The 15,481-nt window shown below is 52.3% G+C and carries 17 protein-coding genes; 8 read left to right on the forward strand and 9 right to left on the reverse strand.

The window, feature by feature from the left end; translation table 11 throughout:
* Positions 1-22: 22 nt before the first annotated feature.
* Entirely contained in the window at positions 23-1,558 is a 1,536-nt protein-coding gene (gene murJ, locus EC840_RS02170; RefSeq protein WP_112288245.1) for a murein biosynthesis integral membrane protein MurJ, read from the forward strand.
* Between the two features lie 79 nt (positions 1,559-1,637).
* Here the strand turns inward: murJ and yiaA are convergent, their stop codons facing one another.
* On the reverse strand, positions 1,638-2,087 hold the full coding sequence (gene yiaA, locus EC840_RS02175) for an inner membrane protein YiaA (protein WP_129638633.1): 450 nt from the start codon (positions 2,085-2,087) through the stop codon (positions 1,638-1,640).
* A gap of 176 nt (positions 2,088-2,263) precedes the next feature.
* Positions 2,264-3,997, reverse strand: coding sequence for an arginine--tRNA ligase (gene argS / locus EC840_RS02180; protein WP_132963878.1), 1,734 nt, complete (start codon positions 3,995-3,997; stop codon positions 2,264-2,266).
* 62 nt (positions 3,998-4,059) lie between these two features.
* Here argS and EC840_RS25335 point away from each other — a divergent pair, with 62 nt between their 5' ends.
* Positions 4,060-4,209, forward strand: a complete 150-nt coding sequence (locus tag EC840_RS25335; protein WP_207914728.1) for a hypothetical protein — start codon at positions 4,060-4,062, stop codon at positions 4,207-4,209.
* A gap of 15 nt (positions 4,210-4,224) precedes the next feature.
* Positions 4,225-4,785 carry a VOC family protein gene (locus tag EC840_RS02185; RefSeq protein ID WP_132963879.1) on the forward strand — a complete coding sequence of 187 codons (561 nt, stop codon included), beginning with the start codon at positions 4,225-4,227 and terminating at the stop codon, positions 4,783-4,785.
* Here EC840_RS02185 and EC840_RS02190 read toward each other — a convergent pair.
* The gene (locus EC840_RS02190; protein ID WP_129638636.1) at positions 4,782-5,930 is read right to left on the reverse strand and encodes a PatB family C-S lyase; all 1,149 of its coding nucleotides are present in this window, start codon (positions 5,928-5,930) and stop codon (positions 4,782-4,784) included. The two genes, EC840_RS02185 and EC840_RS02190, sit on opposite strands and share 4 nt — an antisense overlap.
* A 113-nt stretch (positions 5,931-6,043) precedes the next feature.
* Here EC840_RS02190 and cutC point away from each other — a divergent pair, with 113 nt between their 5' ends.
* Positions 6,044-6,802, forward strand: a complete 759-nt coding sequence (gene cutC / locus EC840_RS02195) for a copper homeostasis protein CutC (protein ID WP_112288240.1) — start codon at positions 6,044-6,046, stop codon at positions 6,800-6,802.
* 408 nt (positions 6,803-7,210) lie between these two features.
* Here the strand turns inward: cutC and EC840_RS02200 are convergent, their stop codons facing one another.
* From EC840_RS02200 to EC840_RS02225, 6 genes are all read right to left on the reverse strand, one after another.
* Entirely contained in the window at positions 7,211-7,414 is a 204-nt protein-coding gene (locus EC840_RS02200) for a hypothetical protein (protein ID WP_112288239.1), read from the reverse strand.
* Between the two features lie 170 nt (positions 7,415-7,584).
* Positions 7,585-8,556: a tRNA 5-methoxyuridine(34)/uridine 5-oxyacetic acid(34) synthase CmoB gene (cmoB, locus tag EC840_RS02205; RefSeq protein WP_112288238.1), complete on the reverse strand. Its 972-nt coding sequence runs from the start codon at positions 8,554-8,556 to the stop codon at positions 7,585-7,587.
* Entirely contained in the window at positions 8,553-9,296 is a 744-nt protein-coding gene (gene cmoA / locus EC840_RS02210; protein WP_120162666.1) for a carboxy-S-adenosyl-L-methionine synthase CmoA, read from the reverse strand. Before cmoA ends, cmoB begins: the two co-directional genes overlap by 4 nt.
* A 136-nt stretch (positions 9,297-9,432) precedes the next feature.
* On the reverse strand, positions 9,433-9,828 hold the full coding sequence (locus EC840_RS02215; protein ID WP_129638638.1) for an MAPEG family protein: 396 nt from the start codon (positions 9,826-9,828) through the stop codon (positions 9,433-9,435).
* A 108-nt stretch (positions 9,829-9,936) separates the two neighbouring features.
* Positions 9,937-10,755, reverse strand: coding sequence for a DUF72 domain-containing protein (locus tag EC840_RS02220; protein ID WP_112288235.1), 819 nt, complete (start codon positions 10,753-10,755; stop codon positions 9,937-9,939).
* Between the two features lie 87 nt (positions 10,756-10,842).
* Positions 10,843-11,418: a hydrolase gene (locus EC840_RS02225; protein ID WP_129638639.1), complete on the reverse strand. Its 576-nt coding sequence runs from the start codon at positions 11,416-11,418 to the stop codon at positions 10,843-10,845.
* Positions 11,419-11,753: 335 nt separating this feature from the next.
* Here EC840_RS02225 and aspS point away from each other — a divergent pair, with 335 nt between their 5' ends.
* From aspS to ruvC, 4 genes are all read left to right on the forward strand, one after another.
* The gene (aspS, locus tag EC840_RS02230) at positions 11,754-13,550 is read left to right on the forward strand and encodes an aspartate--tRNA ligase (RefSeq protein ID WP_112288233.1); all 1,797 of its coding nucleotides are present in this window, start codon (positions 11,754-11,756) and stop codon (positions 13,548-13,550) included.
* Positions 13,550-13,996 (forward strand): dihydroneopterin triphosphate diphosphatase, encoded by a 447-nt coding sequence (gene nudB, locus EC840_RS02235; protein WP_120162670.1) that lies wholly within the window; start codon positions 13,550-13,552, stop codon positions 13,994-13,996. Before aspS ends, nudB begins: the two co-directional genes overlap by 1 nt.
* A 25-nt stretch (positions 13,997-14,021) precedes the next feature.
* A complete protein-coding gene (locus EC840_RS02240) occupies positions 14,022-14,765 on the forward strand; it encodes a YebC/PmpR family DNA-binding transcriptional regulator (RefSeq protein ID WP_013575035.1) in 744 nt (247 codons plus the stop codon).
* Positions 14,766-14,874: 109 nt separating this feature from the next.
* Complete coding sequence (gene ruvC / locus EC840_RS02245) at positions 14,875-15,396, forward strand: crossover junction endodeoxyribonuclease RuvC (RefSeq protein ID WP_015696865.1); 522 nt, start codon at positions 14,875-14,877, stop codon at positions 15,394-15,396.
* The last annotated feature ends 85 nt before the right edge of the window (positions 15,397-15,481 follow it).

Below are 15,481 nucleotides of genomic sequence, written 5' to 3' on the forward strand. Positions count from 1 at the left end.
ACCGGTAAACAAGAAAAGTGACATGAATCTACTTAAATCTTTGGCAGCCGTCAGTTCCATGACGATGTTTTCACGTGTATTAGGTTTTGCCCGCGATGCCATTGTGGCACGTGTATTTGGCGCCGGAATGGTCACAGACGCCTTTTTTGTGGCGTTTAAACTTCCCAACTTGCTGCGCCGTATTTTTGCCGAAGGCGCATTTTCTCAGGCTTTCGTGCCGATCCTGGCTGAGTACAAAACCCAGCAGGGCGAAGAAGCCACCCGCACCTTTATCGCTTACGTTTCCGGCTTACTGACGCTGGTTCTGGCGATTGTCACCGTTCTGGGCATGATTGCCGCGCCGTGGGTGATTTATATTACGGCGCCGGGCTTTGTTGATTCACCGGATAAATTTGCGCTAACCAGTTCGCTGCTGCGTATTACTTTCCCGTATATCCTGCTGATTTCACTGGCATCGCTGGTCGGTGCGATACTCAATACCTGGAACCGTTTCTCGATACCGGCGTTTGCGCCGACGTTCCTGAACGTCAGCATGATCGGTTTTGCGTTGTTTGCTGCTCCGTACTTCCATCCGCCGGTGCTGGCGCTGGCCTGGGCGGTGGTGGCTGGTGGTTTGCTGCAACTCGGTTATCAGCTGCCGCATCTGAAGAAAATCGGCATGCTGGTGCTGCCACGTCTGAATCTGAAAGACGCCGGTGTGTGGCGTGTGATGCGCCAGATGGGACCCGCGATTTTGGGCGTTTCCGTCAGCCAGATTTCCCTGATCATCAACACGATCTTCGCGTCATTTCTGGTGTCCGGTTCCGTTTCATGGATGTATTACGCTGACCGCCTGATGGAGTTTCCTTCCGGCGTGCTGGGCGTGGCGCTGGGCACCATCCTGCTGCCGTCGCTGGCACGCAGTTTCTCCAGCGGTAATCATGGCGAATACAACCGCCTGATGGACTGGGGCTTGCGTCTGTGCTTCCTGCTGGCGCTGCCAAGCTCTGTCGCACTGGGCATTCTGGCGAAACCACTGACGGTCGCCTTGTTCCAGTACGGCAAATTCAGTGCGTTTGATGCCTCGATGACGCAACGTGCGCTGGTAGCGTATTCCGTCGGCCTGATGGGTCTTATCGTCGTGAAAGTGCTGGCACCGGGCTTCTATTCCCGTCAGGACATCAAAACGCCGGTGAAAATTGCCATCATTACCTTGCTGATGACGCAGGTGATGAACCTGGCCTTTATCGGACCGCTGAAACACGCGGGACTTTCCCTGTCGATTGGTCTGGCAGCTTGCCTGAATGCTTCGCTGCTGTACTGGCAACTGCGCAAGCAGGATATCTTTCAGCCTCAACCGGGCTGGAGAACGTTCCTGATCAAACTGTTTGTGGCAGTGATTGCGATGTCAGCGGCACTGCTGGGCATGATGTACGTGATGCCAGCGTGGGACGTGGGCGGTATGGCATATCGTCTGGCGCGTCTGGCAGCGGTGGTCGCGGTGGGCGTGGTGGCGTATTTTGCAGTACTCGGACTGCTGGGCTTCCGCGTGAAAGAATTTGCGAGACGTCTGGATTGATGACTTTCTTATTCAGCAAATAAATAAGAAAAAACCCGCTATATCTCGGCGGGTTTTTCTTTATGCGATCAAGATAACTTTATTCTTCGCTGGTATTACTTTCTCTATCGGAATATTCCTGCGTATTTTTAGGATTTATCGCGGCCATATCTCGTGTGTTTTTCTGCACAGCAGTAGCCCCAAATAAGCACATAAAAAATGTCACGCCGTAAAATCCTTTTTCGCTCATCGCTAGTTCTGCATTCCATAAGCCTATGCACATTAAGGCAACGGCGATAGCAAATGCGGCCCAGCATAAGTTTGCATACAATGTCGTGGTTGGCAGGCCTTCCAGCTTGTCACGAACATGTTTTTGCAGGGAAACAGAAGAGAATAATCCGAGTATCAGTACAGCGAAATAATAGCCTTTTTCATTAAGCTGCATCTGAGCGTTGTTGAGTCCAATCAGAAAAATGATAAAGCCGCCTAATAATGCGATCCAGGATGCAAAGATAAAAGCCGTAGAGGGTTTGTTTTGAAAATTGTTCATTACTATTCCTTTAAATGAAAATCTATTTTTCAGTTTGAAGATCGCTTTCCTAAGCGATTAAATGCGTTGAGAATATTACGGTATAAACAGAATTTGAGGAATAGTATTTTTGTTGGAAACTCCGGAAACACAAAAGGGCGCCTGAGCGCCCTTTTTTAATATCGAAATACTGCGAATTACATACGTTCTACAGTTTCGATACCCAGTGTATCCAGACCGGTTTTCAGCGTGCGTTGTGTCAGCAATGCCAGTTTCAGACGGCTGTTGCGGCTGGTTTCGTCTTCTGCGTTGAGGATAGGGCAATGCTCGTAGAAGCTGGAGAACAGGCCTGCCACGTCGTACAGGTACGCACACATGGTGTGTGGCGTGCCTTCACGGGCGACGACAGTCAGCACTTCTTCGAACTGCAACAGGCGGGTTGCCAGCGCGGCTTCGCGCTCTTCACTCAGCACAACTGGCTGGGTCAGGCTGTTCACGTCGATTTCTGCACGTTTGAAGATGGAAGCCACGCGGGTATAAGCATATTGCATGTACGGCGCGGTGTTACCTTCGAACGCCAGCATGTTATCCCAGTCGAAGACGTAATCGGTGGTACGGCTTTTTGACAGGTCAGCGTATTTGATTGCGCCGATACCGACAGCATTCACCAGTTTTTCCAGTTCAGCAGCGTCTTTCATTTCCGGATTTTTTTCGGTGATCAGCTTACGTGCGCGATCAATTGCTTCATCCAGCAGATCAGACAGTTTCACTGTGCCGCCGGAGCGGGTTTTGAACGGCTTGCCGTCTTTGCCCAGCATCATGCCGAACATATGGTGTTCCAGCGCCACAGAATCCGGCACGTAACCGGCTTTACGCGCAATGGTCCACGCCTGCATCAGATGCTGGTGCTGACGGGAATCGATGTAATACAGAACGCGGTCGGCACCGAGTGTTTCGTAGCGGTATTTCGCGCAGGCGATGTCGGTGGTGGTGTACAGGTAGCCGCCATCTTTTTTACGGATGATAACGCCCATAGGGTCGCCGTCTTTGTTTTTGTATTCATCCAGATAAACGACCACGGCGCCTTCACTGTCGACTGCCAGCCCTTTGGCCTGCAGGTCGGAGACAATGCCAGGCAGCATGCTGTTGTACAGGCTTTCACCCATCACATCATCTTCTGTCAGGGTCACGTTCAGGCGGTTATACGTCAGCTGGTTTTGCTTCATGGTCACGTCAACCAGTTTGCGCCACATTTGCAGGCAGTATTCGTCGCCGCCTTGCAATTTAACCACGTAACCACGTGCGCGCTCGGCGAAGGCTTCGTCTTCGTCGTAGTTTTTCTTGGCTGCGCGGTAGAACTCTTCCAGATCCGCCAGATTCATGTCACCGGCATTTTCGTTCTGCACTTTTTCCAGATAAGCAATCAGCATCCCGAACTGCGTGCCCCAGTCGCCGACGTGGTTAGCGCGGATCACTTTATGGCCGAGGAATTCATTGGTGCGCACGGCGGCGTCACCGATGATGGTGGAACGGATGTGGCCGACGTGCATTTCCTTCGCCACGTTTGGCGCGGAATAGTCGATAACGATGGTTTGCGGTTCAACCGGCGTGATGCCCAGCTTTTCGCCGTTCAGAGCGCTGTCAACGTGCGCGCCAACAAACGCAGGATCGAGGAAAATGTTGATGAATCCCGGACCGGCGATTTCGACTTTATTTGCGATACCGTTCAGATCTAACAGTTCAACCACTTTCTCTGCCAGTTGTCGTGGTGGCATACCCAGTTTTTTTGCCACGGACATTACGCCATTTGCCTGATAGTCGCCGAACTGCGCTTTGGCGGACTGACGGACTTGCGCTTCGCTGTCGGCGGAGGCGCCTGCTGCGATCAGCGCCTGGCTGACTTTTTCTGAAAGAAGTGACTGAATATTCACCGAAGTACCTTTATTTAGGAATGGAGTTGTTTGCTGTTCATCCCAATGCGGATGAACCTAAAATGATGCGTGTTTATATCATATTAGCCCTGCGACGTCAGTATCGCCGCACGCCTGACGGCAATGAAAACGCGATTCTGCGGCGCGTCTCTGGCAACCGGATGAAAGGCTGTGTAAATTACCCGACCCTGAAGATAAGCAAACTGAAATGAGATAGGATACCTGCCATGAACCAAGTGCCTGAGTTACAGGATTTAGTCGACGATATGCCGCGGTTTGTCAGCGTATTGACGGCGTTTGCCGCAAAATTGCAGATCAAACTGGGCGAGTTTCATGCGGATCATATTTCAGTGCGCTGTCACCAGAATACGACAGCGGACCGGTGGCGCGCCGGGCTGGAAAAATGCGGGCAACTGCTTAATGAAACGATGATTAACGGCAGGCCGATTTGCTTGTTTACCCTCAATCAGCCGCTGGTTGTCGGGCCGCTGAGTATCGATCTGGTGGAATTGCCATATCCCGGCGATAAGCGCTATCCGCATGAAGGCTGGGAGCACATTGAGATTGTCCTGGAAGGTGACGAGGACGATTTGTATACGCGGGCGCTGGCACTGATTGCCGACGAAGCGCTGATGACGCCCGGTATAAAACTGAAACAAAGTGCGCCAAAGGGCGAGAATGAGCGATTGCCTAACCCGACGCTGGCGATCACCGACGGGTCAGTGACCATTAAATTCCATCCCCACAGCTTGCGCGATATTGTTGCCAGCGAGAAGGCTGAAGGCTAACGTTCGAGCGACTGCAAGGCGGCCTCCATGCGGTCCATTGCCTTTTCCAGCAATGCCCGCTGGCAACCGAAATTGATGCGCACAAAACCGGGAGCACCAAATGCTGCGCCGCCGGAAAATCCGACGCCAGCTTCTACAAAGAACCGGTACGGATCCTGAACCGGCAATGCGCTGGCATCAATCCAGCCGAGATACGTGCCTTCCGGTGGCAGCATGCGTAATCCCGGCATGGCGTTGATTCTGGCTGTCACTAATTCCCGGTTTACGCGCAAATAGTCGAGTTGTGCGCTGAGCCATTCTTCTCCATCACGGTAAGCGGCGGTCGCAGCGACATAGGCCAGAATATTGACGTGCGGAACGATGCCTTCGCTGGTATCGAGAAAGTTTTTCCGTAACTGAGGATTAGGGATGATGGCCATTGAGGCGCCGAGACCGGCCAGATTGAAGGTTTTCGACGGCGACAGCAGGGTAATGGAACGCTGTTCTGCATCGGCATTGAGCGAGGCAAACGGGATATGTTTCAGCCCCGGTTCGAGGATCAGGTCGCAGTGAATTTCATCGCAGCACACCACTAAGTTGTGGCGTCGGGCGAACTCCTGCTGTTCCAGCAACTCTTCGCGGCGATATACCGTTCCGCCCGGATTATACGGGTTGCATAACATCAACAACTTTTCGCTGCCATCCATTTGATTTTCGGCAGCGGCGAAATCGGCCACCCAACGCTGATTCTGCTCAATTACATTAACCGATTTAAAGTGACGCCCTTCGGATTGCGCTGCCTGCATAAACGGCGGGTAAATCGGCGCGGGCATCAGGCTGGTCTCATGCTGACTCACGTTGGCGCGCACGGCGACGTTTAATCCGCACACCAGCCCTGGTAACCAGACAATCCATTCGGGCTCAATAGCCCAGCCATAACGTTCTGCCAGACGTTTTACCACTAAATCAATCAGTTCCGGCGGCGTAAAACCATAACCGAACACGCCTTCTGCCACGCGTTGCTGCAACTCTTTGATAACCTGAGGCGGAGAAGTGAAGTCGGTATCGGCGACCCAAAGTGGAATGACATCCTGATTATTGTATTTATTCCACTTAACGCTATCACTGTGACTGCGGTCTACCCATAAATCAAAATTGAGTGTCATAGTTAGCTTTCCTAAGCAAGCAGGTTGGGCGGGGATGCTCATCTCAAAGCCTACGCGACATGGCCGGTTACAGACAAGTGTTGTAGCATAATGCCGTAATCAGGAGAGATCACATGACTAAATTAGAAGTGTGTTGTTACAGCGTAGACTGTGCGTTGACAGCAGAACAAGCCGGAGCCGATCGCGTCGAATTATGTGCGAGTCAGGCTGACGGCGGGATTACGCCGAGTTACGGTACCCTTAAACTGGCGAGGGAAAAAGTGACAATCCCGGTACATCCGATTGTACGTCCAAGGGGGGGGGACTTTTGCTATAGCCAGAGCGAATTTGATGTGCTGAAAAGTGACATCGCCTGCATTCGTGATCTCGGTTTTCCGGGACTGGTCGTCGGTATGCTGGATGCGGAAGGGCATATCGATATGCCGAGAATGTGGGAAGTCATGGCGCTGTGCGGCGATATGGCCGTGACATTCCATCGCGCGTTCGATATGTGTCTCAATCCGAAGATTGCGTTAGAGCAGTTGACTCAGTTAGGGGTGGCGCGCATTCTGACTTCCGGACAGCAACAAAATGCAGAAGTAGGTTTACCGATGCTTCGGGAACTCAACCAGCTGACGCGTGGTCCAATCATTATGGCTGGCGCGGGCGTGCGACTGACCAATCTGCAAAAGTTTGTGGATATCGGGCTGACTGAATTGCACAGCTCGGCTGGACGTCAGGTGCCTTCTTCTATGCGTTACCGCAAAGCCGGTGTCACGATGAGTTCTGACACCGATTTTGATGAATTCAGTCGTTATTGCGTGGACGGCGATATTGTTGCCGCAATGAAAAGAACATTGCAGTTCGACGATGAAGTATCCCGCTCGGCGTAATAACTCTAAAGTTTAACCGGGTCACACGACCCTTATTGCGTCGCCCTGCGCAAGTACCAGGCCCCGTCACTTTGGCGGGGCTTTTTTTATTCTTCGTTCTTTATAAGTGCGGGATAACTGCGGGAGATTACAGTCGTCATTAACCGGAATGACTTCTCAGCCCCAGGTCAGCAATGCCACGCCAAACATCCCTGCTTTAACGACCAGACACATGACAAAAAGACCTAAAACAATAACGGCGCGGTCCATGAGGAAACGAATTCTTCTGCGCATTGATTTCTCCGCGAAATAATCGCGTACGGATAAATTGGTTGGCCGAATTTATACACGAAAAACTATCAATCAATCCAATGTTATAACGTCAAAACGCGAAGCTTTACAAAGGGCTTTGACAGAAGAGGGGAACCGCTACTTTTCGTAGAAGTTTTTAATCCTGATCGCGACGTCAATATTGGCCCAGTGTAATTCGTCCTCTTTATGCAGACTGCTGCTGCCATCTTCCCAGGAAACGAAATAGGACACGGTGCCTGTCTGTGATTCGAAGGTATTCATAATGCGACCTTTGATATCTCCGGATCTGTGTTTAACGATGCTGCCTTTAGGGAATTTCATACTTCCTCCCAATACGTTAACGACGATCTCTGTCAGAACAAACAGATAGCTTCAATAAAGGTTAGACCTTTTTACGGCGCGATGTACAGAGCCATGTGGCTGAAAGTGAGGGTAAAGTGTGAGCAATAAATTCCGCCAGACCGGAGGATGTCTGGCGGAGGAAGAGGGAGTTAAGGCTTGCGGGCGATAAGCAGGGCGCGACGCGGTGCCGGATAACCTTCGATGGTTTTGGTCGGGTCATTCGGATCGAGGAATTCAGCCAGTGACTCACTGGTCATCCAGTCAGTACGGCGTTGTTCTTCCAGCGTGGTGACGCTGACATCCGCAATGCGTACATCAACAAAGCCGCATTTGATCAGCCAGTTTTTCAGTGCTGCTGCAGAAGGGATGAAATAGATATTCCCCATCTGCGCGTAACGGTCGCCCGGTACCAGTACCTGCTCGCTGTCGCCTTCAATCACTAAGGTTTCCAGCACCAGTTCGCCTCCGCTGACCAGCTGATTTTTCAGCTGCAGAAGGTGATCCAGCGGCGAACGACGGTGATACAAAACGCCCATCGAGAACACCGTATCGAAAGCGTTCAGCTCAGGTAATTGTTCGATACCCAGCGGCAAAAGGTGCGCGCGTTGATCGCCGCCCAGTAATTTACGCACGGCCTCGAACTGGCACAGGAACAGCTGCATCGGGTCGATACCCACGGCCAGATGCGCGCCTGCGCCAATCATGCGCCACATGTGGTATCCGCTGCCGCAGCCAACATCAAGAATAGTGCGGCCTGCCAGCGAAGAGATATGCGGCAGTACGCGATCCCATTTCCAGTCAGAACGCCATTCGGTATTGATTTCAACGTCGTACAGCGAAAATGGCCCTTTACGCCATGGCATCATATTGCGCAGCAGATTTTCAATCCCTTCGCGCTGACCGGCTGGCAAAGGCACTTCCATATTTGCGCTGACGCTATGCAGCAAATCCAGACGTTCTGGCTGCAACAGTGGCAAACGATCGACGGAGTTAAACCACAGTTTGAACTTGCCGTGCAGCGATTCTTTCTGCCATGCAGTCAGTTGCGATGGCAGGGTATTAAGCCACGGGCTCAGCGGCCCTTTGGCGATAACGCGATAAAAATCACCGAAATCAATCATTCTGCTTCTCCGGCTTTCAGCGCAATCAGTGAGCCGAAGTTAAAGCACTGGAACCAGACTTCTGTGTGCTGGAACCCGGCCTGGTGCAGGCGGGCTTTGTGAGTTTCAACCGAATCGGTCAGCATTACATTTTCGAGCATGCTGCGTTTCTGGCTGATTTCCAGCTCGCTGTAGCCGTTCGCACGTTTGAAATCGTGATGCATATTGAACAGCAGTTCGCCGACGTCTTTATCTTCAAAGCTGAATTTTTCAGACAGTACCAGCGCAGCACCCGGACGCATGCCCTGATACACCTGATTCAGCAAGCGCTGACGGTCAGCCGGTTCAAGGAATTGCAGCGTAAAGTTAAGCACCACCATCGAGGCATTTTTCAGCTCGATATCCAGAATGTCGGATTCAATCACGTTAACCGGCGTATCGGCACGGAAAGCATCAATGTGGCGGCGGCAGCGTTCCACCATGGCGGGGGAGTTATCGACAGCAATGATTTCGCAGCCCGGAACCTTGATGTTGCGACGCATCGAAAGCGTGGCAGCACCCAGCGAGCAGCCCAGATCGTAGACATTCGAGTCGGGCTGAACGAAGCGCTCGGCGAGCATACCAATCATCGAAATAATGTTGGAATAGCCCGGAACTGAGCGTTGGATCATGTCAGGGAAAACTTCAGCAACGCGTTCGTCGAACGTCCAGTCGCCCAGCTTATCTATTGGTGCAGAAAACAGCGTATCGTGGTTTGCCATAGCGGTGAGTCAGGCCAAAAAGAGTGTGGGTAAAAAGTTGAGGGCAGATTTTAGCAGATACTGGCGCAGGCAGATACCTGCGCGCTCGGGAGTTGTTTCAAAACTGCATCAAAACAGCCTGGGAAAAGCGGGGCGATCAGTCGAAGTTCAGAAATTGTGACCATGGCAGATAGATAATATTCACCACGACCATCAGCACCAGCGAGATATACGTCGCACCCATGCCGTTGCGGCGCCAGGCAAATTCGCGGTTCTTCAGCCCGTAATAATGGAATAACCGGCCCAGAATCAACAACAAACCGCAGGCGTGGACTGTCCAGATGGGCGAACCGTTCATTTCCATATACAGCAGCAGTAAACAGCCGATGGGCAGATATTCTACGGCGTTACCGTGGACACGGATGGCGGTTTGTAATTCATAGGAACCGCCGTCGCCGGTGGCAATGCGGTATTGCATCCGCAGGCGGACAACATCGAAAGAGAGTTTGATCAAAAGTATGGCAGCAAGCACGACATATAACGCGCTAATCATGATGACTTCCTTGGTTAATCCCTGTTTTCTGGCGGAACTAATGCCTTCCGCTTCGCCGCTATGATAACGGGCTGCCGTAAGACTGTCGTCAGAAAATCCTGAATATTCTCAGAACAAGGTGTCCTGTTCTGGCCAGTCAGGTGCGGGCTGAACAGAGGGCATCTGCCGGTGCAAATCCTGCCACAGGCTGCGCGCCTGCTGCGGAGCATCTGTGCAGTCAGGCGTATGAATAAACAGATACGGTGATAATCCCTGAGATTGCCAGTCGTCGAGTTTTTTAATCCACTGTCCGAACAGCGGACGGTTAGCGTCCAGACTGTCGCCGCCGATAAAACGCACAATGGGCCGGGATGATGTCGCCAGCGCGTGCAGCGGCAGAATCGGTTTTTTGCGTTTAGCTTCGAGCACTGCTTCAGTTGTGGATTTCGAACTGTGAACCGGACGGCTGTCGAGAATGGCGCGGTTAATTCCACGCTGATGTAAGCCCTGATTCAGCGCACGTTCTTCCCCGCCTTTGTTGAAAAAATCTTGATGGCGCACTTCAACGCCGTAATCGAAACCCGCGGGAAGGGCATCCAGAAATTGCCACAGTCGGTCAAGGTGAACGGGGGCAAACGTGGCAGGAAGTTGCAGCCAGAGCTGACCAATGCGTTCACCGAGCGGTTCGAGCGTGCGGTAAAACAAATCGACGTTTTCCTGACAATTCGTCAGTGCCGCTTTATGGCTGATGTCCGATGGGAATTTGAAACAAAAACGGAAAGATTCCGGCGTCATGTCGCGCCAGCGCATCACCACTTCCTGTTTGGGCAGGGCGTAAAAGGTGGTATTGCCTTCGACGCAATTGAAATACCGCGCGTAATCGGCCAGATCACGCAAACCGATTTTTGCCCAGGCGTTGTGGTGCCATTGCGGTAAACCAATATACATAATCATGCTCCCTGTTTTCTGAGCCGGAATTCCCAAATAAAACGCCGCCTCAGCGGGCGGCGTTCAGGCAAGAAATTCAGGGTAACGTTACTCCGGCAGAGCGGCAAGCACTTCGGCAGTTGAACGTACGCGACTGATACGCGGGAAGATAAATTGCACGCTGGACTGATGATGGTCATTGTTGTGCGCGCTGCAGGCGTCTTCAGCAATGACCAGTTCATAGCCGTGTTCCCAGGCGTTACGCGCAGTGGATTCCACGCCGATGTTAGTGGAGATACCGGCCAGCACGATGCTTTTGATGCCACGACGACGCAGTTGCAGATCCAGATCGGTGCCGTAGAACGCGCCCCACTGGCGCTTAATCACCAGCAGATCGCTGTCGGTGACGCCCAGCTGTTCCGGGAATTCCCACCAGCTTGCGGGTAAACCGCCTTCCGGTGCAGCCGCAGGGATATCAACCGGTTGTTTCAGCGCTTCGTCAAAAGAATTTGACCAGCCCACGCGAACCATGACGACCGGCGCGCCCAGTTTACGAAAACGATTTGCCAGTTCAGTAGCATTATCCAGCACCTGCTGTGCGGTGTGCGGTCCACCAGCGAACGGTAAAATCCCTTTCTGTAAGTCGATCAATACCAGTGCGGTAGTTTTTGGGTCAAGTTTCATGTGTAGCTCCCGGTTTTCAATAGGGGTAATGAGAGAAAGGAATTATTTACTGCGTGTACAAAGGGGATGGCGCGAGTCTATTCTAACGGGCAGACTGAAATGAGATAATTTTGTTAAATTATGTGTAGCTTGCAACACGAATGAATTTCCGCGTCAGCGTTGACGTGTTCGTACTTATCCTTCGCCGGAAATTCCTTTATAATAGCCGCCTTTTTTCGACCTGAATAAAACCCATTCCGAGCGCTGCTGAGTTTTGCGGCGAGCGACCAGAGTCAATAACCGTTTCTGTGCCTGTGCGCCATGAGGCCGGGTAGTGGGATCAAAAGGATACCGTTATGCGTACTGTATATTGTGGAAAACTGAATGCGTCCAATGTGGGCCAGGAAGTAACATTGTGTGGCTGGGTTAACCGTCGCCGCGATTTGGGTGGTTTGATTTTCATCGATATGCGTGACCGCGAAGGCATCGTTCAGGTTTTCTTCGACCCGGATCAGGCTGAAGCCTACAAACTGGCGTCTGAACTGCGTAACGAATTCTGTATTCAGCTGACCGGTACCGTGCGTGCGCGTCCTGAAAGTCAGTTCAACAAAGACATGGCGACCGGCGAAGTGGAAGTGTTCGCCAGCAATCTGAACATCATCAACCGTTCTGAATCGCTGCCGCTGGACTCCAACCACGTCAACACTGAAGAAGCGCGTCTGAAATACCGCTATCTGGATCTGCGTCGTCCTGAAATGGCTAACCGCCTGAAAGCGCGTGCAAAAATTACCAGTTTTGTGCGCCGTTTCATGGACAGCCATGACTTCCTCGACATCGAAACTCCGATGCTCACCAAAGCCACGCCGGAAGGTGCGCGTGACTATCTGGTGCCGAGCCGTGTGCATAAAGGCAAGTTCTACGCCTTACCGCAGTCTCCTCAGCTGTTCAAACAGCTGCTGATGATGTCCGGTTTTGACCGTTACTATCAGATTGTTAAATGCTTCCGTGACGAAGATTTACGTGCTGACCGCCAGCCTGAATTCACCCAGATCGACGTGGAAACCTCCTTCATGAGCGCTGAACAAGTGCGTGAAGTGATGGAAAAACTGGCCCGCGAACTGTGGCAGGAAGTGAAAGGCGTGGATCTGGGCGATTTCCCGATCATGACTTTTGCAGAGGCTATGCGTCGTTTCGGCTCTGATAAACCGGACCTGCGTAACCCGATGGAAATGGTCGATGTGGCCGACCTGATGAAAAACATCGAGTTCAAAGTGTTTGCTGATCCGGCTAACGATCCAAAAGGCCGCGTGGCTGCGCTGCGTGTTCCGGGTGGTGCCTCCCTGAGCCGTAAGCAAATTGACGAATACGCAAAATTCATCGAAATCTACGGCGCGAAAGGTCTGGCATACATCAAAGTGAATGAAGTGGCGAAAGGTCTGGAAGGTATCCAGAGCCCGGTCGCGAAATTCCTTAACGAAGAACTGCTGGCAGCCCTGATCGAACGTACCGGTGCGCAAGATGGCGACATGATCTTCTTCGGCGCAGCCAGCGCGAAGATTGTGACTGATGCGATTGGCGCACTGCGTCTGAAAGTTGGCCGTGACCTGAAAATCACTAAAGAAGACATGTGGGCACCGCTGTGGGTTATTGACTTCCCGATGTTTGAAGACACCGACGAAGGCGGCCTGAGCGCCATGCACCACCCGTTCACTGCGCCAAAAGACATGACGGCAGAAGAACTGGCGGCTAACCCGGTTTCCGCTATCGCAAACGCCTACGACATGGTGATCAACGGCTACGAAGTGGGCGGCGGTTCTGTGCGTATTCACCGCAGCGAAATGCAGCAAACCGTGTTCAGCATTCTGGGTATTAACGAGCACGAACAGCGCGAGAAATTTGGCTTCCTGCTCGACGCCCTGAAATACGGTACGCCTCCGCATGCGGGTCTGGCATTTGGTCTGGATCGCCTGGTGATGTTGCTGACCGGTACCGACAATATCCGTGACGTGATCGCCTTCCCGAAAACTACCGCGGCTGCGTGTCTGATGACCGAAGCGCCAAGCTTTGCCAACCCGGCTTCACTGCTGGAACTGGGCATCGCAGTGGTGGCGAAAAAAGAAGTGACGCCAGACACAAATACAGAGAATAACTAATGAGCTATAAGCGTCCTGAGTCGATACTGTGCGTCATCTACGCCAGAAACACCGGCAGGGTGCTGATGCTCCAACGAAAGGATGACCCAAATTTCTGGCAGTCGGTGACCGGCAGTCTGGAAGGCGGGGAATCCCCGAATCAAACCACGCAGCGTGAAGTCATGGAAGAGGTCGGTATCGACATTGCAGGTGAAAACCTGACTCTGCAGGATTGCCAGCGCTGCGAGGACTTTGAAATATTTGCGCATTTGCGCCATCGCTATGCTCCCGGCGTGACCCGTAACAAAGAACATTGGTTCTGTCTGGCGTTACCCGACGAGCGTGATGTGGTTCTTACAGAACATCATGCGTACCGGTGGCTCGATAAATCCGCAGCGGCTGCGCTGACGGTGTCTCCGAGCAACCAGCAGGCGATTGAAGAATTTGTAAACTATTCGGTCTGTTAAGACTTTAGACTTTTTGGAGATATTTATGGCAGGTCACAGTAAGTGGGCCAACACCAAGCACCGCAAAGCGGCGCAAGATTCTAAACGCGGCAAAATTTTTACAAAAATCATTCGTGAGCTGGTGACAGCTGCACGTCTGGGCGGCGGCGATGCGGGTTCAAACCCACGTCTGCGTGCGGCAATTGATAAAGCGCTGTCGAACAACATGACCCGCGATACCCTCAACCGTGCTATCGCACGTGGCGTGGGCGGTGACGAAGACACCAACATGGAAACCATCATTTATGAAGGTTACGGTCCGGGTGGCTCAGCCATCATGGTTGAATGTCTGAGTGATAACCGCAACCGTACCGTGGCAGAAGTGCGTCATGCCTTCACCAAAACCGGTGGCAATCTGGGTACCGACGGTTCCGTGGCTTACCTGTTCTCCAAAAAAGGCGTGATCACTTTCGCTCCTGGCCTGGATGAAGACGTGCTGATGGAAGCCGCGCTGGAAGCGGGCGCTGAAGACATCATTTCTTACGATGACGGCGCTATTGATGTCTTCACTGCCTGGGAAAATCTGGGCGAAGTGAAAGATGCGCTGGAAGCTGCCGGTTACAAAGCTGATTCCGCTGAAGTTACCATGATCCCATCGACCAAAGCCGACATGGATGCAGAAACTGCACCTAAACTGTTGCGCCTGATCGACATGCTGGAAGATTGTGACGATGTGCAGGAGGTTTACCACAACGGTGAAATCTCCGACGAGATCGCAGAAACTCTGTAATCTCAGTGCCGCCGGTGGCTACCACCGGCTGGCTATCCTGTTGTGCCTCAGCAGTTTATACTCTCCCCCAACTTTCCAAAAAAACGACAACACAAGGCGTTGACTGGCTATGGCTATTATTCTGGGGATCGACCCCGGTTCGCGTATTACCGGCTATGGCATTATCCGCCAGACAGGGCGTCAGCTCAGCTATCTCGGCAGCGGGTGCATCCGCACGGTGGTGGACGATATGCCGGGACGTCTGAAACTGATTTACGCCGGTGTGTCGGAAATCATTACCCAGTTTCAGCCTGATTTTTTTGCCATCGAATCGGTGTTTATGGCGAAGAATGCCGACTCGGCTTTAAAGCTCGGGCAGGCGCGTGGCGCGGCGATCGTGGCAGCGGTGAATCAGGATTTGCCGGTGTTTGAATACGCGGCGAGGCAGGTGAAACAGACTGTCGTGGGTACCGGTGCGGCTGAAAAATCGCAGGTTCAGCATATGGTGCGTTCAATCCTGAAATTACCGGCCAATCCCCAGGCGGATGCCGCCGATGCGCTGGCGATTGCGATTACACATTGCCACATGAGCCAGAACGCCATTCGTCTGAGCTCAGACAAATTACAGATGGCTCGCGGACGTATGCGATAGACGCCGCAAGTCCATTAGGCTGGATATTCATCCAGCCTTTTTTATGATATAAACATCGCTGCTTTTGACCTGATAAGGAAAATGA

The sequence above is a fragment of the Rahnella sp. JUb53 genome (assembly GCF_004346065.1).
Lineage (GTDB): Bacteria > Pseudomonadota > Gammaproteobacteria > Enterobacterales > Enterobacteriaceae > Rahnella > Rahnella variigena.

Coding starts and splice junctions, on each gene's coding strand:
- EC840_RS02225 (WP_129638639.1), bottom strand. CDS start 11,418: ATGAAACTTGACCCAAAAACTACCGCACTGGTATTGATCGACTTACAG.
- nudB (WP_120162670.1), top strand. CDS start 13,550: ATGAGCTATAAGCGTCCTGAGTCGATACTGTGCGTCATCTACGCCAGA.
- yiaA (WP_129638633.1), bottom strand. CDS start 2,087: ATGAACAATTTTCAAAACAAACCCTCTACGGCTTTTATCTTTGCATCC.
- EC840_RS02220 (WP_112288235.1), bottom strand. CDS start 10,755: ATGTATATTGGTTTACCGCAATGGCACCACAACGCCTGGGCAAAAATC.
- EC840_RS02190 (WP_129638636.1), bottom strand. CDS start 5,930: ATGACACTCAATTTTGATTTATGGGTAGACCGCAGTCACAGTGATAGC.
- cmoB (WP_112288238.1), bottom strand. CDS start 8,556: ATGATTGATTTCGGTGATTTTTATCGCGTTATCGCCAAAGGGCCGCTG.
- EC840_RS02215 (WP_129638638.1), bottom strand. CDS start 9,828: ATGATTAGCGCGTTATATGTCGTGCTTGCTGCCATACTTTTGATCAAA.
- cmoA (WP_120162666.1), bottom strand. CDS start 9,296: ATGGCAAACCACGATACGCTGTTTTCTGCACCAATAGATAAGCTGGGC.
- aspS (WP_112288233.1), top strand. CDS start 11,754: ATGCGTACTGTATATTGTGGAAAACTGAATGCGTCCAATGTGGGCCAG.
- EC840_RS02240 (WP_013575035.1), top strand. CDS start 14,022: ATGGCAGGTCACAGTAAGTGGGCCAACACCAAGCACCGCAAAGCGGCG.
- EC840_RS25335 (WP_207914728.1), top strand. CDS start 4,060: ATGATGCGTGTTTATATCATATTAGCCCTGCGACGTCAGTATCGCCGC.
- cutC (WP_112288240.1), top strand. CDS start 6,044: ATGACTAAATTAGAAGTGTGTTGTTACAGCGTAGACTGTGCGTTGACA.
- EC840_RS02200 (WP_112288239.1), bottom strand. CDS start 7,414: ATGAAATTCCCTAAAGGCAGCATCGTTAAACACAGATCCGGAGATATC.
- ruvC (WP_015696865.1), top strand. CDS start 14,875: ATGGCTATTATTCTGGGGATCGACCCCGGTTCGCGTATTACCGGCTAT.
- murJ (WP_112288245.1), top strand. CDS start 23: ATGAATCTACTTAAATCTTTGGCAGCCGTCAGTTCCATGACGATGTTT.
- EC840_RS02185 (WP_132963879.1), top strand. CDS start 4,225: ATGAACCAAGTGCCTGAGTTACAGGATTTAGTCGACGATATGCCGCGG.